General features: G+C 55.0%; 20 protein-coding genes. 15 read left to right on the plus strand and 5 right to left on the minus strand.

Features of this window, described 5'->3' with window-relative positions:
* The first annotated feature begins 6 nt into the window (after window positions 1–6).
* The 10 genes from PHP98_06590 to PHP98_06635 are packed head-to-tail and all read left to right on the plus strand — an operon-like array spanning window position 7 to window position 7,807.
* The gene (locus PHP98_06590; protein ID MDD5483303.1) at window positions 7–1,227 is read left to right on the plus strand and encodes a nickel-dependent hydrogenase large subunit; all 1,221 of its coding nucleotides are present in this window, start codon (window positions 7–9) and stop codon (window positions 1,225–1,227) included.
* A 6-nt stretch (window positions 1,228–1,233) separates the two neighbouring features.
* Window positions 1,234–3,120, plus strand: coding sequence for a proton-conducting transporter membrane subunit (locus PHP98_06595; protein ID MDD5483304.1), 1,887 nt, complete (start codon window positions 1,234–1,236; stop codon window positions 3,118–3,120).
* Window positions 3,117–3,683, plus strand: a complete 567-nt coding sequence (locus PHP98_06600; protein ID MDD5483305.1) for a DUF4040 domain-containing protein — start codon at window positions 3,117–3,119, stop codon at window positions 3,681–3,683. Before PHP98_06595 ends, PHP98_06600 begins: the two co-directional genes overlap by 4 nt.
* On the plus strand, window positions 3,680–4,171 hold the full coding sequence (locus tag PHP98_06605) for an MnhB domain-containing protein (GenBank protein MDD5483306.1): 492 nt from the start codon (window positions 3,680–3,682) through the stop codon (window positions 4,169–4,171). Before PHP98_06600 ends, PHP98_06605 begins: the two co-directional genes overlap by 4 nt.
* Before the next feature lies 1 nt (window position 4,172).
* Window positions 4,173–4,520 (plus strand): NADH-quinone oxidoreductase subunit K, encoded by a 348-nt coding sequence (locus PHP98_06610; GenBank protein MDD5483307.1) that lies wholly within the window; start codon window positions 4,173–4,175, stop codon window positions 4,518–4,520.
* A gap of 1 nt (window position 4,521) precedes the next feature.
* Window positions 4,522–5,988, plus strand: a complete 1,467-nt coding sequence (locus PHP98_06615; GenBank protein MDD5483308.1) for a proton-conducting transporter membrane subunit — start codon at window positions 4,522–4,524, stop codon at window positions 5,986–5,988.
* 18 nt (window positions 5,989–6,006) lie between these two features.
* The gene (locus tag PHP98_06620; protein ID MDD5483309.1) at window positions 6,007–6,528 is read left to right on the plus strand and encodes a Na+/H+ antiporter subunit E; all 522 of its coding nucleotides are present in this window, start codon (window positions 6,007–6,009) and stop codon (window positions 6,526–6,528) included.
* A gap of 31 nt (window positions 6,529–6,559) precedes the next feature.
* Window positions 6,560–6,820, plus strand: coding sequence for a monovalent cation/H+ antiporter complex subunit F (locus tag PHP98_06625; GenBank protein ID MDD5483310.1), 261 nt, complete (start codon window positions 6,560–6,562; stop codon window positions 6,818–6,820).
* A complete protein-coding gene (gene mnhG, locus PHP98_06630) occupies window positions 6,813–7,199 on the plus strand; it encodes a monovalent cation/H(+) antiporter subunit G (GenBank protein MDD5483311.1) in 387 nt (128 codons plus the stop codon). The genes PHP98_06625 and mnhG overlap by 8 nt, the downstream gene beginning before the upstream one ends.
* Window positions 7,196–7,807: a 4Fe-4S binding protein gene (locus tag PHP98_06635; GenBank protein ID MDD5483312.1), complete on the plus strand. Its 612-nt coding sequence runs from the start codon at window positions 7,196–7,198 to the stop codon at window positions 7,805–7,807. Before mnhG ends, PHP98_06635 begins: the two co-directional genes overlap by 4 nt.
* Here PHP98_06635 and PHP98_06640 read toward each other — a convergent pair.
* The 3 genes from PHP98_06640 to PHP98_06650 form a co-directional block, all read right to left on the minus strand.
* The gene (locus tag PHP98_06640) at window positions 7,773–9,776 is read right to left on the minus strand and encodes a hypothetical protein (GenBank protein ID MDD5483313.1); all 2,004 of its coding nucleotides are present in this window, start codon (window positions 9,774–9,776) and stop codon (window positions 7,773–7,775) included. The genes PHP98_06635 and PHP98_06640 overlap by 35 nt on opposite strands.
* Window positions 9,777–9,824: 48 nt before the next feature.
* On the minus strand, window positions 9,825–10,895 hold the full coding sequence (locus PHP98_06645; protein MDD5483314.1) for a VCBS repeat-containing protein: 1,071 nt from the start codon (window positions 10,893–10,895) through the stop codon (window positions 9,825–9,827).
* 377 nt (window positions 10,896–11,272) lie between these two features.
* Window positions 11,273–13,549 (minus strand): hypothetical protein, encoded by a 2,277-nt coding sequence (locus PHP98_06650; GenBank protein ID MDD5483315.1) that lies wholly within the window; start codon window positions 13,547–13,549, stop codon window positions 11,273–11,275.
* A gap of 65 nt (window positions 13,550–13,614) precedes the next feature.
* On the opposite strand from PHP98_06650, the gene PHP98_06655 reads away from it, so the two are divergent.
* Window positions 13,615–14,430: an AraC family transcriptional regulator gene (locus PHP98_06655; protein ID MDD5483316.1), complete on the plus strand. Its 816-nt coding sequence runs from the start codon at window positions 13,615–13,617 to the stop codon at window positions 14,428–14,430.
* Between the two features lie 73 nt (window positions 14,431–14,503).
* On the opposite strand, the gene PHP98_06660 is transcribed toward PHP98_06655, so the two are convergent.
* Complete coding sequence (locus PHP98_06660; protein MDD5483317.1) at window positions 14,504–16,531, minus strand: family 10 glycosylhydrolase; 2,028 nt, start codon at window positions 16,529–16,531, stop codon at window positions 14,504–14,506.
* Window positions 16,532–17,182: 651 nt separating this feature from the next.
* Between PHP98_06660 and PHP98_06665 the strand changes: the two genes are divergently transcribed.
* The 4 genes from PHP98_06665 (at window position 17,183) to PHP98_06680 (ending at window position 19,933) form a co-directional block, all read left to right on the plus strand.
* The gene (locus PHP98_06665; GenBank protein MDD5483318.1) at window positions 17,183–17,575 is read left to right on the plus strand and encodes a winged helix-turn-helix domain-containing protein; all 393 of its coding nucleotides are present in this window, start codon (window positions 17,183–17,185) and stop codon (window positions 17,573–17,575) included.
* Between the two features lie 313 nt (window positions 17,576–17,888).
* Window positions 17,889–18,326, plus strand: coding sequence for a large-conductance mechanosensitive channel protein MscL (gene mscL / locus PHP98_06670; GenBank protein MDD5483319.1), 438 nt, complete (start codon window positions 17,889–17,891; stop codon window positions 18,324–18,326).
* Between the two features lie 30 nt (window positions 18,327–18,356).
* Window positions 18,357–19,172 carry a DUF481 domain-containing protein gene (locus PHP98_06675; protein MDD5483320.1) on the plus strand — a complete coding sequence of 272 codons (816 nt, stop codon included), beginning with the start codon at window positions 18,357–18,359 and terminating at the stop codon, window positions 19,170–19,172.
* A gap of 134 nt (window positions 19,173–19,306) precedes the next feature.
* Window positions 19,307–19,933 (plus strand): flavodoxin, encoded by a 627-nt coding sequence (locus PHP98_06680; protein MDD5483321.1) that lies wholly within the window; start codon window positions 19,307–19,309, stop codon window positions 19,931–19,933.
* A gap of 108 nt (window positions 19,934–20,041) precedes the next feature.
* On the opposite strand, the gene PHP98_06685 is transcribed toward PHP98_06680, so the two are convergent.
* Window positions 20,042–20,469, minus strand: a 428-nt coding sequence (locus PHP98_06685; protein ID MDD5483322.1) for a hypothetical protein, incomplete at its 5' end; no start/stop codon positions are given.

Raw genomic sequence — 20,469 nt, forward strand, 5'->3', positions numbered from 1 at the left:
AATATCATGGCAAAGACAACCATAATACCAATCGGCCCTTATCACCCGCTCCAGGAGGAGCCGGAGTTTTTCAGGCTTCACGTGGAGGGCGAGAAAGTCGTCGGCCTGGATATTGAGATCGGCTATAATCACCGCGGGATTGAAAAACTGTCGGAATCCAAGACGTACGAGCAGACCGTTTTCCTCGTGGAGCGGATCTGCGGCATCTGTTCCACTTCCCATCCGCTGGCCTGTGTGCAGGCCGTTGAGGACGCCGGCGAGGTAAAAGTGCCGGAACGCGCGCTTTACATCCGGTCCGTGATCGGGGAACTGGAGCGCCTGCACTCGCATTTGCTCTGGCTGGGGCTGGCGGGGCATTTCCTGGGGTTCAATACGGTCTGGATGTGGGCCTGGCGCTACCGCGAGACGGTGCTTGAGCTGTTTGAATTGATCACGGGCAACCGCAATCATTACGGCATGATGAAACCCGGCGGCGTGCGGCGCGACATCAGGACGGAAGACCTTCCCGCCATTAAAAAAATGGTGGCCAATCTCAAGGGGCCGCTCTGTCTTTTCAGGGATGCGGTGACGGACGATCCCCTCATTCACGCCCGTCTGCAGGGGGTCGGGACGCTCACAAAACAACAGGCCATTGACTATTGCGCGTTGGGCCCGACTGCCCGGGCTTCCGGCGTGGCCCGGGACGTCCGCAAGGACCATCCCCACCTGGCGTATGGACGCGTTGACTGGAACATCATCACCGCAAAGAACGGCGATGTTTTTGACAAAGCCATGGTGCGGATACTGGAGATGCTTGAATCCGTGAAAATCATTGAACAGTGCCTGGAGGCGCTGAAAACCGTGTCCGGGCCCATTGATGCCAATCCGAAATCAATCAAGCCCGGAGAAGGCATCGGCACCTACGAGGCGCCGCGGGGGGAAGTGATCCATTATATTCTCAGCGACGGCGGCAACCGTCCTGCGCGGCACAAAATCCGGGCGCCAAGTTTTATGAACGTCGCCACTAACCAGACGACCGTGATCGGTCATTCGGTGGCGGATGCCACCATCATCCTGGCGGCGGTTGATCCCTGTTATTGCTGCACGGAGCGCATGGCCGCCGTTGACGCCGGCAGCGGCCGGCGGATTTGCTCATCCGGCGAATTAATCCGCCTGTCGCAGGAAAAAACCGCCAGGCTGAAAAAGGAGTTGGGGCTGGAAGGCCCGCGGCTTGCAATAAAAGCGTAAGATTTTATGGAAATTCTGTTCAATTCCATGGTTCTGCCGATCGTGTTCCCGCTGGCCGCGGGCTTGCTTTGCCTTCTTTTGCCCGGCGCCTTTGACCGCGTCCGGCCGGCGCTGGCGGCTTCGGCCGCCGCCGTCACCTTCCTGATGGTGTGCGCCCTTTTGCTGGTCTGGAAGCGGATGCCGGGCGTTTCTCCGATGATTCTGGATGTGGCGCGGGGCAGTCTGCGGCTGGATCATCTCAATTCCTTCGTCCTGCTGCTGATAACCGTGTTCGGTTTTCTCACCGCCCTTTATTCCATGAAATACATGGCCGGGAAGGAACGCCGGCGGGAATACTACACCTATCTCCTGTGGACCATAGGCGTCTCCTGCGGCGCGGTCCTGGCCGACAATCTCATTATGCTTCTGGTTTTCTGGGGCATACTTGGATTCACCCTCTATGCCATGATCGGTATCGCCGGCTCGCCGGCGGCCGATGCCGCCAGAAAAAGCCTGATTATTGTGGGCGGCACGGACTGTCTGCTGATGCTGGGCGCGGCCATGGTGTGGACTTTCTCCGGCTCGCTCGCGATCAGCGGCATCGGCCTGGAGCTGGCCGGATGGCCCCGGGTTGTTGCTTTTTTGTGCATCGCCGCTGCGGCCCTGGCCAAGGCCGGGGTGATGCCCTTCCATTCCTGGGTTCCCGATGCCGGCGAGAAGGGACCGGCTTCCGTCGCGGCGTTTCTGCCCGCCTCCCTTGACAAACTGATCGGCATTTACTTCCTGGTCCGGTTGACCACGGATTTGTTCGTGATGACTCCCGCCATGCGCGCTCTGTTGATGATCATCGGCGCGGGCACGATCATTTGCGCCGTGATGATGGCCCTGGTGCAGCACGACCTCAAGCGTCTGCTTTCCTATCACGCCGTGAGCCAGGCGGGATACATGGTTCTTGGCATCGGCACCGGCACGGCCCTGGGAATCGCCGCCGGCCTCTTTCACATGCTGAACCACGTCATTTACAAATCAGCCCTGTTCTTCTGCGCGGGTTCGGTTGAAAAAGAGGCGGGCACGACGGACCTGGACCGTTTGGGAGGGCTGGCCAGGGCGATGCCGCTGACTTTTGTTTCCTTCCTGGTTGCCGCGCTCGCCATTTCCGGCATCCCCCCGCTGAACGGATTCTATTCCAAGTGGATGATTTACCAGGCCCTGGTGGATTCCGGCCGGAACGGGAACGGTCTCTGGGTTTTTTTGATGGCGGCCGCGATGTTCGGCTCGGCCCTGACCCTGGCCAGTTTTGTCAAGATACTGCACGCGGTTTTTCTTTGCAAGCCCTCCGCGGAACTGCGCCATCGCCATATCCGCGAGGCCGGTTTTTCCATGTGGCTGCCGGGAGTTGCGCTGGCTTTTGTTTGCGTCCTTTTCGGCGTGTTTGCGTATCAACTGCCGCTTTCCGGGATGATTTTTCCGGCCGTGGGCGGCCCCGTCCGGCTGACCGGAGACTGGCAGGCGGGGCTGGCGGCCGCGCTCCTGTTGTCGGCCTGCATCTTGGGGCTGATTGTTTATCTCCTTGCCGCAGTCCGTAAAGCGCGTCCATGCGATACTTACATCGGCGGGGAGATCATGGAGGAGGCAGTGCGCCACCGGCGGGGCGGCAAGGCGGAAAGCGTGGAGGTTACGGGGGTTGACTTTTACAAAACCATAGAGGACATGATTCCCCTGCGCGGGATTTATGAGGCGGCCCGCAGGAACCTGTTTGACATCTATGAGGCCGGCGGTAAATTTGTCTTTTACTTTATGGGCATCCTGCGGAGCGCCCACAGCGGGCTTCTGCCGATGTACCTTACCTGGGTGCTGGCCGGCCTGCTGTTTTTGTTGTGGATTTTATTTTTCGGTTTCAGGGGCATAACATGAGTCTGCTGGTCATATTGCTGGTTTTGATGATCATTGGCGCCATCATCGCCATAGAGACGACGAACCTGCTGTCGTCCATCGTCTGCATGGGCGCGGTCGGCATCATGATTTCCATCTTGTACCTGTTTATGGGGGCGCCGGACCTGGCCATTGCCCAGCTGGTGGTGGAGGTGCTCTGCCTGATTATCCTGATCCGTGCCACGATCAGCCGCGATCTCACTTCCGTGACGGGGGACCGCGAGTTTTTCGGAATGGTCGTTACGGCGGCGCTTGTGCTGGTGATTGCCGTCGCCGGCGTCATGATGTTTGCGGATTTCCCGGAGTTCGGCCGGCCCGTGATGGACCGCATCGCCGGGACAGCCTCAGCCGAGTACCTTGCGCGCGGGCCGGAACAGGTTGTGCCGAGAAACATCGTCAGCACCCTGATCCTGAGTTACCGGAATAGCGACGCGCTCGGCGAAGTTGCCGTTTTATTCTGCGCGGTCCTTGGGGCGCTGGCGATTCTGCGGCGGCCGGCGCGCAAGCAGGAGATGGAAAAAGACCGGGAGGCGGATGCCGTATGAACGAAACTCCAAAGAAAGAGGGCATGGATCTGGTGGCCAAGTCGGTGGCCGGCTGGCTGAAGGGTTTTATTTTTCTCTTTGGCGTATATCTTGTGCTCCACGGCCACGAAACGCCCGGCGGCGGGTTTGCCGGCGGCGTCGTCATGGCCTGCGCGTTCATTTTGCTGACGCTCACGGAAGGCCAGCGCGTCGGCCTGGAGATTCTGGGCAAGAGTTTTGCCGCGAAACTGGCCAGTTTCGCGGCCCTGATCTTTCTGGCTGCCGCCGTCGCGGCGGCCTGTTGTCCGGGCGTTTTTTTAAATGAGCTTCCGGCGGGGGGACGTTCCGGAGTCATGTCTTTTTTCAGGGTCAACGTCATGTTCGTGTACGATTTTTCCCTGGCGCTCGTGGTGAGCATGTTGATTTACGTGGTTTTCTCCGTCACGGCGGCCGTGCATGTGGCAATCAACGGCGGCAAACGGAGAATGATGCGGAAAAGGAGGGGTTGAGATGGAATATGCCCTTTGCATGGTTTTGATTGCGGTCGGTCTCTACGGCGCGGTCGTCAAGAAAAATGTGGTCAAGATTGTCATCAGCCTGGTAATTATAGAGTTCGGGATCAATGCGCTCCTGGTGCTGATCGGCTACCGGGCCGCCGGCTGTGCCCCCGTGTTGAACCCGGGCATGACCGTGGCGACATTCACGGCCGGCGCCGTTGATCCTTTGCCGCAGGCCATGGTCATGACCGCCATCGTCATCAATCTCGGCCTGCTGATTCTGATGGTGGCGCTCTGTATAAGACTGTATGAACGTTTTGGAACATTTGACATCACGGAAATGCGGAGGTTGAAAGGATAGCGTGAGCAGCCTGCTTCCATTGTTTATCGCGGTTCCCCTTGGGGCGGCGTTTTTTATCCCGCTGGTGTCGCTGGCCCTCAAGCGGGTTCCCGACCTGCTGGCCAATGCGGTCATGCTGGCGCTGGCGGCGCTGGCATGTCTCGCCATCGGCCAAACCGGGGAATACGTTCCGGGAGGGTGGGGCGCGCACTTGGGCGCCGCCCTGCGGCTGGATGGACTGACCGTGTTGATGCTGATAATAATCAATACCATCGGCCTGGCCATGGCTATCTTTTCCGTTCAATACATGACCAGGTACACGTCCAAGCTCCGGTATTACAGCATCTTTCTCTGCATGGTTGCGGGTTTGAACGGCATTGCGCTTACCGGCGACCTGTTCAGCCTGTACATCTTCATGGAAATTGTGGCGATCAGTTCGTATGCGCTGGTGGCGTTTGGCTGCGAACACGACGAACTGGAGGCCGCCTTTAAATATGCCGTGCTTGGCACCGTGGCCTCCGCCTTCATTCTTATCGGTATTGCCTTGCTTTACGCAATGCTCGGCACTCTCAACATGGTTGAGGCCGCGGCCAGAATCGCCGCAGGCGGAATTAACAGGCCGCTCACCATGGCGCTTGGCCTTTTCATCTGCGGCTTTGGTCTGAAAGCCGCGCTCGTTCCCTTTCATGCCTGGCTGCCGGATGCGCACCCTTCGGCCCCGGCGCCGGTCTCGGCTATACTTTCGGGCGTGGTGATAAAAACCGCGGGAATTTATGTCCTGGCCAGGCTGGTTTTCAACGTGTTTTCGATCCAGCTTGTGCCGGATATGCTCCTGATTTTACGGACGCTCGGGCTGGTCTCCATGGTCGCGGGCGGCATTCTTTCGCTCGGACAATGGGACATGAAACGGCTGTTGGCCTATTCCAGTATCAGCCAGATTGGATATATTGTGGTCGGATTGGGACTGGGCACGCCCCTCGGGCTGGTAGGAGCGCTTTTTCACATGCTCAACCACTCGGTCTTCAAATCGCTGCTCTTTCTTAACGCCGGCGCGGTTGAATATGCGACGGGCAGCCGCGATCTCAAGAGCCTCGGCGGGCTGTGGCGCAACATGCCTTTCACGGCCAATATTTCGCTGGTGGGATCCATGTCGATTTCCGGGATTCCGCCTTTTAATGGTTTCTGGAGCAAGCTGATCATTGTGCTGGCCTGCCTTGAAAGCGGGCATCCCTGGCTGGCCCTGGCCGCGGTGGCGATGAGCCTGGCCACGCTGGCGGCGCTGTTGAAAATGCAGAAACACGCTTTTTATAACGACCATAAACCGGCCTCGGCCCTGGCCGCGGAAGTCCCCTTCCTGATGCGCGCGGCCATGATTCTGCTGGCGGTGTTATGCGTGCTTATAGCCCTGCTGGTTCTGGCGGGATTTCGCAACCCTTACCTGATCGGGCCGGCGGCGGATGCGCTCCGCGCCTGGGGCGGCGCCGGGTGACGATAGGAATATAGAGACATGAAACAAATCGCCATGTTTTTGATGCTGCTGCTCTTCTGGGTCCTGTTGGTCTGGCCCTTTGAGACGGTGGACGGCGTTTGCCGCATTGCCGGCTCGGAAATCCTGCCGGGCGCCCTTGTGGCTTTGCTGGTGACGTTGATCATGCGGAAAGATATTCCCCGAAGTTTCGCGACCTGGATCAATCCGGTGCGCCTCTTTTGGTTCGCGGCCTATCTGGCGGTGTTTGTTTTCTACGTGATCCGGGCCAACTTTGACGTGGCCTACCGGATTCTGCATCCCGCCATGCCCATTCGCCCCGGAATTGTCAAGGTAAAAACCTCCCTGAAAACGGGCGCGGGAATGGCCATGCTTTCCAACGCCATTGCCCTGACGCCCGGCACATTGACCTTGCACGCGGATAAGAATGGCGACCTTTACGTCCATTGGATCAATGTGAAAGCCGATGACGTTGCGGGCGCAACCCGGCATATTGTCAGCCGTTTTGAATGGTTCATCAAGAGGATTCTGGAGCAGGCCTGAAAGATTGCGATGAAAAAGCGGAAAGGATAAAATGTTTTTCATTTCTGCATACCTGGTTTTGCTGATCTGTTGCGGCCTGTGCCTTTACCGAGTGGGCCGCGGGCCGACTGCCGCGGACCGCGCCACGGCCATAGACATTTTCGGCATCGTGGTGCTCTGTTTTACGGCTTTGCTTTCGTTGAAAACCGGCCGGGCGTTCTACATGGATATCGGCATCGCCTGGGCGATTATCAGTTTTATCGGCACCATCGCGCTTGCCAAGCATTTGGAGGGGAGGGGGTTTGATGAGTAACGTTATCGGGATGATTTTTGTTGTGATCGGGCTGGCCTTCAATGTGCTGGGCTGCGTCGGCATGATCCGTCTGCCCGACATATACAATCGTTTGCAGGCCGCCACCAAATGCGTTACCATGGGCACCTGTATGGTCATGCTCGGCGTGATAATCGCATCCGGTTTCTCCGGTTCGGCGCAGTTGAGCGCGCGCTGTCTGATCTGCATGGTGTTTGTCCTGATCACCGCTCCCACCGCCGCCCATGCCCTGGCCCATGGCGCCTATTCGTTCGGCGCCCGGCTCTGGGAGAAAAGCGTTGTTGACAGGTACAAAGAGGACTTTCCGGAAATATCGCGCAAACACGAACAACCGCCCCCGCCGACACAGGAAACAAAATGAAACTGCCCTGTCTTTTTCAATTCCGGATATTGAGTTTGGCGATCAGGTCTTTTTTTGCGCGGGCTTTCACCACCCGTTTTCCGGCCGCGCCCTATGAGCCCATCCGCCAGTTCAGGGGCCGCCCGCGCTATCATGCCGAGGACTGCATAGGCTGCGGGGCCTGCGCGGAGGTTTGCCCCGCCGAGGCCATCAAGCTGGTTGATGATTTGTCCGGCCCAAAACCGGCCCGCCGGCTGACCCAGTATCTGGATACCTGCATCCAGTGCGGCCAGTGCGAAAGATATTGCCCGACCGAAAAAGGCATAAAATTATCCAATGAATACGATTATGCCGGCTTTTCAAAATCCGATTTTGAAGAAAGCGTGGAAAAAGACCTTCTGCTCTGCGAATGCTGCGGCGCTGTGATCGCGCCTTTGGACCAGTTGCGCTGGCTGGTCAGGCGTCTTGGCCCGCTCGCTTTCACCAACCCCACCTTGATGCTCGTTTCCGCGCGCGAGCTGGCCGTGGTCGGCGAAAACGTGAAAATCGCGGCGGATAAAACCGTGCGCGCCGCGCGCGTGAGCATCCAATGCCCTAAATGCCGGCGCAAGTCGGCGCTGGCGGTTTAGCGATATCCGCGGGTGCGGAGAGGATTTCCCTGAGGCGGATGCGGCCCAGCCGCGCCTTTCCCCGGCCGTGAAAATATACGCGCGGTTCAACCTTCATTATTTTTTCCGCCGTGAAAGTCAGGCTGTGCCAGCCGCCGGTGGCCGCCCCTTGAATAACTGTTTGCGCGAGCTGCCGCAGGCCCGCATCGCTGGCGATTTCAAGGGTAACGACAGGTTCCGACGCCGCGCCGCCGGTAACGAGCTCAAACGATGCTTCAAACTTTCCCCGATAAACCGGCCACTGAACGCCGAATGCCATCCAGCCGGCTTCATCGCGCGCCGCGTCGGCTTCCCGCGCGGCGCGTTTTTTTTGCGCATGGCTTTCAATCGGCCGGCCGGTCCGGCCATGCATGAGATCAGGTCTGGCTTCCAGTTCATAGGCAAGAACTTCGGGCCGGACCGGAATCAGGCGCAGTTCTTTGCCGGAAAGCCGGTACGGAATTCGTTCCGGGAAATGCGCCAGGAGCAATTTGTCCATTTTATTCAAGGATCTCGCCACCAAGGGACGGCTTTTCAGGCCGTGCCGGTTGAGGAAGAAAAAGCTGTGCGTGTTTGAAAAAGGGACCGATTCGTCTACCAGGATCAAAGCCTGATCGGGAGCGCTCCGGAATAACGCCAGATATTTGCTGATAGTTCCGTATTCTTTTTGCAAAACTTCTTTCTGCCCGGCCATGAAGTAAACGCTCGCTCCCAGGACCGCCGCGCCGGCCGCGATCAGCGCCGCCCGGCGCGCCCCGCGCCGCGGGATGCGGTCAATTAAACGCGCGAATCCGACCGCGGCCGGCACGATGATCAGCGGCAGGGTTTCAAAAAAATAAATGGGGCCGGTTTCATGGCGGCCATAGTAATAAAAAAACACATAGGCGGTCCAGACCAGGCCGGCGCCGGACAGCATCAGGGCGCAGGGGGAATGAATCCGGCGCTTCGTTTGGCCGCATAAGCGGGTCTCCCGGGGCCACATGGTCAGCGCCAACAACAGGGCGATTACCAGCGAGCCGCGGAAACCGAAGAGCCAGCGGTCATACAGGTTTAAATTCCGGGCCAGGTTCGTCAACCCCTTTAACGGCGTGTGCATTACCTCGCTGTAGCGGGTATGTTTCAGGCCAAAACCGGGAGTTTCGCTGGGATCGTAATACAGATAAGTCAATGTAAACGGGTCGCCCAGCGCGCAGTAGTTATAGGCCAGCAGAACCAGCATGAAGCCGGCGGCCACGCCGGCGAAAGAGATAATGCCGCGCCAGTATGTTTTGTCGCGCCAGAGACTTTTCAATTGCATTAATACGTACAGGCCGAAAGGCAGCGCCAGCCAGACGGCGGTATAACTCCGGTTAATATACAGCCAGCCCCAGCCGGCCGCCGCCAGGGCCGCGAAACGCGCGGCGCCCTCGTATTGCCATCGGAAAAAACCATACAGAAACAGCGCGGTTGCCAGCAGACCGCTCGTATGACTCAGGAGCGTTCCGTGCGTAAACAGAAAAAACGGCGAGAGCAGGAGCATTACGCCGGCCGCCGTCATTGCGCGCGCATTGAAAAGGCCCGCTGTGCGGGCGATGAACCAGAGGGAAAGTCCGGCCGCCAGGGCCGCCATGAGATGCGGCCAGCCGGCCGCGCATCCCGGCGTCAGCCAGAAACTATGCCCGGGGGGATAACGCGACATCCAGCCGGCGCGCTCATCCATAATGAACATTTCCTGGGCGAAGGCGTTCGGGATTGGCGGCAGGGGCCTTGATATTTTGCCCTCAAGGAAAGCGTATGCCTGGAAAACATAGCTGGTTTCGTCGGTGGTGATCGGCGTGCGCAGGAAAACGAATTCATAAATCAGGGCCGTGATGAGCGCCGCCAGGATGGCGAAAAATACAACCAGCCGCCCGGAGTAATCGGGGCGCGTAATGGCGCCGGGCGTTAAATTTGCGGAAGAATATTGAAGCATTAGCAACGGTCTGCCGGTAGACTGTTTTTTCTGGCGTTTTTTTCCGCCTTAGTTGCCCGGACCATATAAAATATATGTTTCTGCGTCGGTGATTGATTTGACAATGAAAACCGAATTCAAGGGAATGACAAATTCGCTCGGCCCCTTGATGTTGCGCGGCCTGGCCCAGTCGTAAGTGTAACCCAAACGGGTCCACGGCCATTGGTTGACCGCCACCTGATTGGTGAACCAGGAACAATGGTTTTCGCTGACCGCCAGCCGCGCCGAATTGGTGTATGAAAAATCCAGCGCCGCTTCGCAGTCGGTTGTTTCCGGGTCCGGGCTCGGGCGGAAAAGCGATTGCGGGTTCACCCAGAATTCGGCGATCATATCGTTGCCGGCCGTATGCGGCATGCCGAGGGCCTGCTTGACGCGCAGGAGATAATTGGTGCCGGTATAGCCGGCCAGGTAATGCCGCAGTTCCGGCACGGCCGTCACCCAGCTTTCCGCGTATTTATTTGTGTAAAGCCCGCCGATATGCTCCGGGTAATCAAAAGTTCTGGTAAAGCTCGCCACCAGGACCAGCCCGTTGCTCCAGACGAGATTGGTGTTGTAGGCGGCGATCGGCGTCAGTTTTTTTGAGATTTTTGATGCGGCCGGCTGGTGGGCGTCCAGCACGGCGGCGGCAAACATTTCCGCCAGCAGGTTGGTGTCGGTTACGTCCTGTTCGGCGGGCCACCAGATGTACCATTTGTTCAGGGACGGCGAATAAACTGCCGCGTCGCAAATGCCGTCGCCGTCATAGTCGCCGGGGGAGGGCAGATAACCCGGTCCGCCGAGCGTGGTGGTCATGGGCTGATAAAAGTTGCCGGAAAGTCTGGTGATCCATTCCCCGGTATTTTCCCGGTAAACCGTCAGGTCCGCTTTGCCGTCGCCGTCAAAATCGCCGACCACCGGATAACAGCCCGGACCGCCGAAGGAAGTCATTAGTTCGGCGTATTCACTTCCGGAAAGCAAGGCGCCCCACAAGCCCGCGTTTTCATCGTAAAGCGCCGGGTCAACCAGCCGGTCGCCGTCATAATCCGCGGAGACCGCTTCGGTTGTGTTCAGGCCCCAGTCAAAAACCACCTTTTCGTACACAGTTTCGGCGCGCACTCCAGCCTGGCATAATAATAAAACGCAAATTGCCGGTCCAAATAACGTCCTCATTCCCGCCCGCCTGTTTTTTGTATGCAAGGATTCCGCCTTTCCGTGGGTTGCCGCCTTAGCGATGGCGTTAAATTCATATTTCCGTAATTGAATGGAGATGTCAATTGCAAAAGTTGGAGCGGAACCCATTCCGGCCTTCCGTCCTTGCGCCTAGCGCCGTGGCGGACAAGCGTCGGCCCCTCCGAAGGGGCGTTTAAGAGGTTAAAGGGCAATGTGATCCCCATCCTGGAAAGATACGCGCAAACGGGGGGTGGACTGCAAGTTCTTGTGCGAAATGCGGGTCGGCGCGGTTCCCAAAGTTTGAGTTGTTAATCGCCATATTTTATCCACTGTTTATAATTCTTTTCCCTCTCCGTAAGCGCCGGCTGGCGGGGGCCTGCTATAATCCTGTTCAAAACAGAATGATCAACTCCTGTTTTCTGCCAACTGGACAGGGTTTGCAATACTTTTTTCGCCTGTTTGATTTTGTCATCAAGCAATTTTCCGGAATAGCTGTAATCATAAATTTCCGACTCAAACCCAATGAATATTTCCATTCGCAAAAATTTTTTCATTGCGCGCGCCAACGCGATATCATCAAGCACTGTATTCCGCATTTTGCGCAATAGTCTTTTTTGGACTGCCGGCTCGCTTTTATGTAAATAATCTCTGAGCTGATAAAACTCAATGACATTAGCCGTTGATAAAAATTGCAATCCGGCCGCAGCCGCAACGGCATACTGCTTTTTCAGGCCGGGGCCGGCAGGAAAAGACCTGATTATAGACTCAATCATCCGCACCCCTTTATTCCAATCATATCCCATAGTCCGGAATGACTTGATTAAATCCTCTGGCGTGAATGGTCCCAGCCAGCGCTCAAGGCGGTCCTCGTGGGGCTGGACATTTCGGTTGCGATGTAATCCCCAGTTATACGGCAAAGCCAGACGTTTTTCTTGCTCCAGATGAAGCTGATAAGCAGGACTGCGGGTGATTGGTCCATAATAAAAAACTTCATTTGCACAGGGGTATTGCCTAAAAGTCCGGGAAAAATGTTCCCATGCTTTAGCCGCCCGTTTAGCCTTTGTTTTTCCCCAATATATTCCGGCCAAACGCTCCAGAAAAGGCCGCTCTCTCGGTAAGGGCGCAAAAGCCGCCTCGCCGGCCGCCTTGAGCATCAGGCTGGGATAACCGCCGATGATCCAGCTTTCCATAGTTCCTGAAACGCCAAACTTGTGCATTTTGGCGAACTTTCGGTGCACAGTCTGCGGGAGAGGCAAATATGGCAAAGATGACAATTCATACGTTGTCCCGATTTGAAGCTTCGCATACATTTTTCTATTGCGCGTCCTGGCAATTTTGGCCAGGTTTTCAAAAACGCTGGAATTACCCTCGTAAGAAAGCGAATATTCGCAGGTGGAAACGTCTTTGCCGCATATCTTTTTGATGCCGCCATGTTCCATGTTTTCCAGCCAGACAATATTGGGATTAATGCGCTTGACCAGGGCTGCTTTCAAGGCATTTGCCTCTTGGTCGAACTTTCCGTAACTCCATGCAATCATTTTTGCCGAGGGATTGACCTTGCTCATCCCCTCATAAAACAGGTTTAAACCGTCGGCCAGCGCTTCTGTTTGCCCGCGTTTCCGGCAGCGCGGACAGCTTTGAACGGTTTCCTTATCCGGCCAACAGGTAGTTCCGCGTTCGCCATTGAAAATATTAATCAGACCGGCCAGCTTCGGGACTTGTTGAAACAGTGCGCCGACCACTTCAAGGATGTAGTTGCGCACCAAGGGAGAGGAAATGCATATTGAATTACAAATACTGCACATCCGGGTATTGCCGATAATTTCAGGATGACGCGCAAACACCGGATGGTCCTTGGGCACGATGCGCGGCTCAATACAGAACAGATAAACTTTGATTCCGTATTGCTCCGTCTTTTCGGTCAACTTTCTTAATTTCTCAAGACAATGTTTGCGCGGCCCCAGTTCCGGCAACACCTTTGAGGCAATCAAGCGTCGAAACAATCCCGCGACCCAAATGCCGTTCGTGCCGCAATGCATCAGTTTGTTCAAATATTCATCCGGATAATAATCATATTTGTCTTCCAATTCCCATCCTGATTGCCAGCGGTATGGCGCACAGGGGGAACGTGAAATTCTGGCCTGCACTTGCGCCCGGCGCGACACTTTGCCCAAGGGGAGCGTTGGCGCGCGTCGGATGGTCATTTCATCTTCCAGATAAATCAAAGCCCGGCGCATGCCCTCAACATCGCTTGACGTAATTAGACAACGCTGCGGCTGCACCTCAATTTGATAGACTTCTGAGGCGTTGCGGCTGCGCCATTTTGGCGTCTCGAGCGCGACCTGGATTTCATAGCGACCCCGGGGGTTTTTCACCTCCATCGCCACGGACATGAAACGATGAAAATCATGAATGCTCCGGTCAAGTAAATGTATCTTTTTGTCATGAGGAATAACCAGCCGATAGCCAGCCGACAGATCAGATGTTGTTGTTTCGGGTTTGTAATTCCGATTTCTAATGCTTGTGCAGTGAACAGGCCGCGCAAGTTCCTTCAGTAAATGTCTGACTTTGTAATAATAGTTCATGGGTGTGCTCCGATCCGGGTTGTATTTTTTTAAAAGAAAAATACTTGAAATAATCATATTTCGCAATGGACAAAAATATCATTTTTGTGTATTTTCATGTCATGGAGCTTTATTACGACCCAAAAGTGCGTCTTTTGTGCATAAAAAAGTGCTCTTTGCGAAAATGGCATTACGACCATCCCAAACTTCCCTTCTGGCGGTTGTATTGGGGCAGCGGGTCGGCCGCGACCATCCGCTGCCTGGGCGAAATTGTTGCGCTGACCTCAAAAAGGATTGTGCTGGTGCCGCCGAATACCGAGCTCAGTCAGCGGATGGCGCAGGGACCGGTAACGCATTTCGGCGTGCATTTCCTGGCCGATGCTCCGTTTAACCGACTCCATTCCAAGCTTTATGTATTCAAGGCCGAGGGAAATATGCCTGACGCCATAAAAGCCATGCCGCTGGATGATGAGGACTGTTTAACAAACAATCCTATTCTAATCACGGCCGTGCGCGGATTGATTCATGTATTGCTCTCAAAAATTCCGGCTGAAGACATGCCGCCTGTGCAAATTCAGGAACATCTGGCCAAAAGCATGACTTTTATTGAAGAGAATCTCCAGCGTTCGCTCTCCTATCTGGAACTGGCGCGCCAGATGAATATGAGCGTGAGCACGATGTTGCGTCTCTACCAGCGCGAATTGGGGCTGTCGCCGCATGAATATCTATGCCAAAAACGCATTGAAAAAGCCTGCCTGCTTATTCATGACCGGAGAACAAGCATTGAACAGATCGCGGAGGAAACCGGCTTTTGCGACCGCTATCATTTCACCAAGGTTTTCAGCAGGACAACCGGCCAGAGTCCGGCCCGCTTCCGCGCTTATGGCAGGAAGCGAATTTGATCTCAGGAAAAAGGTCGCGATATTGTCAATTGCAATCGGATTGGCGGGCTTTGTGATTTTCCGCCGGCGGGTGTTACCGCTCCCGGTTGTTGCCGAGCAGCGGCAGGAAATTGGCGGCCAGCGACGGGTTGAGATCAAAGAGCACAAATCCGCCGGCTCCGCCGGCGCGCAATGCCCGGATTTGTTCCAGGAAAATTTCGGGAGGAAGGTCGCCTTCGCTCAAGGTGGCGCCGATGCCCGGATAAACGCGTCTATTGCCGTTGGGAAGCGATAACTGGCGGGCCAGGGTTGTGCGGAAGATGGAAACGGAGGGAAAATAATCCATCGGACACACAAAATCAACCGTCCCTTCCCTGAGCCACAATCCCCAGTCCTGGCCGACGCTTTCCGCGCATTCCGGATATTTTCCAAAAACGGCGGCCGAAAGCCTGGCGGATGGTTTTGCTTTTTTCATTTCCCGGCGGACGGTCCTGACAAATTCCGTAATTTGCAAAGCGCGCCAGGTCTTATAGGCGCCGCTCTTTCCGCCTGAAATAACATCGGCCGGCCATTTTTTGACTGCCGCGCCGGACCAGTTTTCAAAACGTCGCCGGCAGGCCGCGCAATAGCATGAGTTTTCGTCCGGATAGCGGATGTAATCCAGGTGAATGCCGTCAACATCATAACGGTTTAAAACTTCAAGGATTGCATTTACTTCCAGCGCGCTATTGGCCGGATCGGAGGGGCACAGCCAGTTCAGGGATTCATTCCGGCCGTTTTTTTGCAGGCGCCCCTGCCGGCGCAGGCCGGCAATGAATTGTTTGTCAGCGTTTTGCAGGTCCCAGCATATTTTCCAGACGTGAATTTCAAGCCCGGTGGCGCGGGCGGCGGCGGAGCATTGCGCCATCTGGTCGCCGAATTGGACGGTGCTTACCATCCGTCCGGCGTATTTGCTCGGAAAGTGGGCCGCGCCGGCCCAGAGCATGTTCGGAAACACGGCGGTTATGCCGCCGCCGGCGAGCAGGCGGCAGGTCTTATTCCAGTCGCCCGGGTAAAGCCCCAGGCCGGAATGGTTCCATACTCCGCGGAATTCGTTTTGCCTTGCCTTCAAGGCCGGCGGCGGACGGTATTCCTGCCGCCGGCAAAAATATTTCCCGGCCGCGTTCCGGACCGACTGGTCATAATAACCGAGCAGGGCCAGAAGCATTTTTTTCTTCTGTTCGCTGTCCTCGCTTTGTAAGACATGGGTCATCCAGGCGCCTTTTTCCGATAAAACCCAGGCCGGGTCGGCCAGGGTTTTGCCTTCTGAGTCTTGCCAGCGGGCGATAATCCTGCTCTTTTCCGAATCCGGGAACACGGTGTAAATGTTGCCGGATTCCTGGATCACTTTCGCCGGCATTCCGGGTGGCGCCGAATTGTTGAAAACGAAACCGTTCCAGTGTCCCGGGCCGCCGGCCGCCTGGTATTTGCCGAGTTTCATGCCGAGCATTTCTGCCAGTTGCGGATTGGAGCCGTAAAAGACAATCAATCGGGCGCCGCCGGCGGCAAGTTTTCCCAGTTGGCGCATTTCCCGGTCGTTGATTTGCGGATTGTAAGGGAGAATAATGACGGCCGCCGAGCGGAGTTTTCCCGCGGCAATATCATCGTCGTCCAGAATGGAATGCGCCACGCCCGCGTCTCCGAGCCATTTGGCGATCCGCGCCGTTGTTTTCCGGGCCACGGCCCTTGCGTCTTTGTCCGGCGCCGAGGAGGTTGCCTTTACCAGGATGATTTGGCCGGCGCCGGCTTTCAGGGCGTTGAGGATCACAAATGAATCGGCCGCGGCTTCATTCTGGAAACTGACGCGCACGCCGTTGATTTTATTCCATCCGGCCGGTTTGCCTTCGGTGGCGGCGGAAGCGGTTTGAAAGAAAAACTTCTGCCGGCCGCCCCTGGCCAGCGGTTGAATCCAGAGATACCAGCCCCGGCCGCTTTTCAGATAAAGACCGATTGATTGGACCGCTTCCGGCGCGGGGGCGGTCAGTTCCATCTCAACCGTGGCGGCGGCGGAAAGGTCGGCCGCCGCCGGGCAGTCCCAGTAAAGCCGCGTTTTGTCCGCGTTGAAAACGCAGGAAAATTTCACCCCGTCCGCCGCTCCGGCCGCTTTCAGGGCGCCCGGTCCCGGCCGCCACTGTGTCTGGCCGGCGGGTTCAACAATCGGCTCAAATCCGGCCGGTGAATTTATTCCCGTTAGCAGGTAAATGAATAATGCTATGACCTGAATTTTGCACGAAATTCGTGCAATATTCGGGTATGAAAATAAAAAATTTGGACATATTTTAGGAATTCTAATCCGGCATAAAAAAACTGTTTGGCGGGGTATGAAGACCAAAGCGGTCTCTGCCCGCAACCCAATGTTATTAATGCTTCCTTCCCCATGTGGTGCGAATTTGGTTAGAAAAAGGCGGCGACGGGCCAGATGCGCCGGAATCGCCGGAGATTTTCCGAACGAAATGCACCGCGCATATGCTTCATCCCGCATCATCCTTACCCAGCATTATTTTCTTGCTTTTCATCACGGTTTTTGACATTTCAGGTAATAATTCGCCTCTATTTCGATACAATAATAACAAGCATGGGGAAGATGGAAAGCCAAAAGAACGGGGTATTAACTGCGCCCGCTTTGGCAAAACACAAAATTTATTCCTCTCTGCCTTGTGCATTTTCCCTCTCTCTGATATAGTTCCGTAAGTTTGAACAGTTAATAACAGTTAATCCCCAAATAAGGAGAGCCATGCGTTCAGAATTATCAGCCGCTCAATTAAAAAAAGCCCTGAACATCCGCACCAAGATTGACAAACTGAATACCCGGATCGACCGGCTTCAAAAGCAGTTACAGGAAGTGTTGGGCGGAGCAGCCGTTAAGTCAAAGGTTGCTGTTCACAGAAAGATCAAAGCACAGCGAAAAATTGGGTTTATAAAAAGCAAACGCGGCAACCTGAAAAAACTGGTGGTCAAGGTGCTTGAGAAAGCAGGCAAGCCGTTGCGTATAGCCGAAATTTACAAAGAACTGAAAAAAGCCGGATATAAGACAACGTCCAAAAATCCAATACGGCAATTGAGCACCCGGCTTTATGGAGACAAAAACTTGAAAAGACCGTTTCCCGGAACATTTGCTCTGCAATAAGAAGCGGCAAATTATTTCCTTGTAGCAAACTGGGCCAGAAATGATATTCCGCATCAGCCAGAAACTCGGAAAGAAAATCCAGGTCGCGCCATCAAAGGCGCTCCCAGAAAATACATTATCAATTCACAAATGAATATTGAGACTTGCCCCTTACGCACGCTTGGATTATAAGATAATAGACCTGTGTCGTTTCGCAAAGCTCAACTACGCAGGGCACTCATCGCCCGGAGGGCGATGAGTGGAGGATAAGGGATATATTTAATGCAGGAAGGTTCTTTCATTGCATTTCTGCCATAAAACAAGGAGGGTTAATATGAGCTGGATCAAGGAGTTCAAGCAGTTCGCGATGCGCGGCAACGTGATGGATATGGCGATCGGCATAATCATCGGGGCGGCTTTCGGCAAAATCGTTTCCTCGCTGGTTGCGGACGTCCTGATGCCGCCGATCGGGAAAATTATGGGCAATGTGGATTTTTCCGACCTGTTCATAGTGCTGGGCACGGGAACTTATCCAACGCTGGCGGCGGCCAAGGCGGCCGGGGCCGCGACGCTTAACTACGGCATTTTTATCAATACGGTTATAGATTTCACAATCGTGGCGTTCTCCATTTTCGTGCTGGTGAAGGGCATAAACGCCATGCGTCGCCGCGAAGAGGCGAAAGTTGTTCCCCCTCCGCCGCCGGCGCCTTCAGCCGAGGAAAAGCTGCTGGCTGAAATCCGGGACCTGCTGAAAACCAACAAGTCCGCCTGATGGGCTACACGTATCGGAAGGAAAATAAATATGTTGCCTATGCATTGTGTGCGTTATTTCAGGTTGTCGTTCCTGGTTGGCCTCGTGGCTTCCATGGCGCTCGCGGCAGCCGTAGCCCCGGCTCAGGCCCCCGCCCCTGCAGCAGCGGCCGCGCAGGCGCCTGCGAAAAAGGAAGGCTGGAATTCGGAAATTAACGCGGGGCTCAACCTGACCCGCGGCAACAGCAAGACGCTCCTCGTCAATGGAGGGATTTTGTCCGAATATATAAGGAATGAAAACGAACTGCGGCTTGGCCTGCAGGGCGCTTACGGCGAAAGCGCCTTGACCGGGAACAGCGCTTCAAACAAAACGGAGCAGACGACCGTTCAGAATGCCAAGGGCACCGCCGATTACCGGCGTCTGTTCAGCGAGCGTGATTACGGTTACGCCAACGGTGAATTGATGCATGATGCCATCGCCGGTATTGATTACCGCCTGATCATGGGTCCCGGAGTCGGGCGCTATTTCCTGAAGAGCGATCTACAGAAGCTGAGCGCCGAAGCAGGCGTGGCCTACGTGCGCCAGCGGCGGGAGGGCGACATCAACAACACCGTCAACCTGCGCGTGGCCCAGCGCTACGAAATCAAGTTCTTGGAGAAGTCCAAGCTCTGGGAGTCGGTGGAGCTGTTGCCTGCATTCAATGACTTCAGCAACTATTTCATAAATTTTGAAATAGGTGCCGAGGCCCCAATGGCCAAAGATTTGAGCCTGCGGATCGTGCTTCAGGATCAATACAACAACCGGCCCGCCAGGGATAAGGACAAGAATGATGTGCAGCTGATCGCCGGTGTTGCATATAAGATCTAAATTGAACCTGGAAAGATACGATGCCGTTACCCGCGAAAATGGAGATAAAAAACGGAGTTTACCGTTACGGCAACCTGGAGCTTCCGCTTTACTCAGGTGAGTGGTCTTACCCGTTATAATGAAAGGCATCAATTGTGAATAATATTATTAAGAATGCTCTCCCGATAACTGCTGCATTATTACTAGGCCTGCCGGTTCAAATTAATTTCGCCGCTGAGGAAATTAATGCGTCAAATACGGTAGATAAAAACAAGGAGAAAGATATGGCTCTTTCAGGAACCAACAAAATACTGGTGGCTTATTTTTCACATACCGGCAACACTCGTGAAATTGCCAATCAAATTCATAAACTCGTGGGCGGTGATATTGTTGAAATCCAGACCGTAACGCCGTATCCTGATGATTACAATGCGGTGGTAAAACAGGCCAGGGAAGAGCTTGCTCCCGGCTACAAACCAGCATTGAAAACAAAAGTTGAGAATATCAAGTCGTATGATCTGGTTTTCGTTGGCTATCCTAATTGGTGCAGTACGATTCCAGCCCCGGTCAGAACATTTTTGTCGGAATACGATTTTTCGGGGAAAGTTATTGTGCCGTTTTGTACCCATGGCAGCGGTGGTTTAGCCCGAAGCGTTACGGACATCTCAGAACTTTGCCCCAAATCGAGCTTTTTAGACGCTTTTGCGATTCCGGGCAAGGAGGTTAAAACCGCTCAAAACAAGGTATCTGAATGGTTGCGGAAAATAAAAATCATAAAATAAAAGAAACAAAACTCTCAAAGGCAGGCAGGAAATAATTGTTCCCGTAAGGCTGAAAATCAAGTGGCTGAAGAATTAACGGGGCGGGGAAAAACCTTTTATTTTTTTATTTCATTCGTCCAGAAAATTCGGCAGATCAACCAGGATATAATTGCCGCTGGAAAGTCTGATCTTCCAGTTGCCTGCGGAGGTGTCTGCCGCCGCCGGATCAGCGTATCCATTGCCGTCAAAGTCGGCGCCCATGCCGATGTAACCGGCGCCTCCGAGGAACCACGGATCAATTATTGCAACGCCATAATTTGACGACGAGAGGATCACGATCCACAAGCCCGTCTCCGCCCGGTAGATCGCCGGATCAACCTTGCCGTCGCCGTCAAAGTCGGCGGCCACCGCCGTCCAGCCGGCAAATCCCAGCAGACCTTCTGCGGTGATTGTCTGATAACCGGCCGTGGAAAGTTTTACCTGCCATGTGCCATTGGTGTTGTATAAAGCCGGATCGGCATAACGATCGCCGTCAAAATCAGCGGCAATAGCCTGCC

This window comes from Kiritimatiellia bacterium, from assembly GCA_028715905.1.
Lineage (GTDB): Bacteria > Verrucomicrobiota > Kiritimatiellia > JAAZAB01 > JAAZAB01 > JAQUQV01.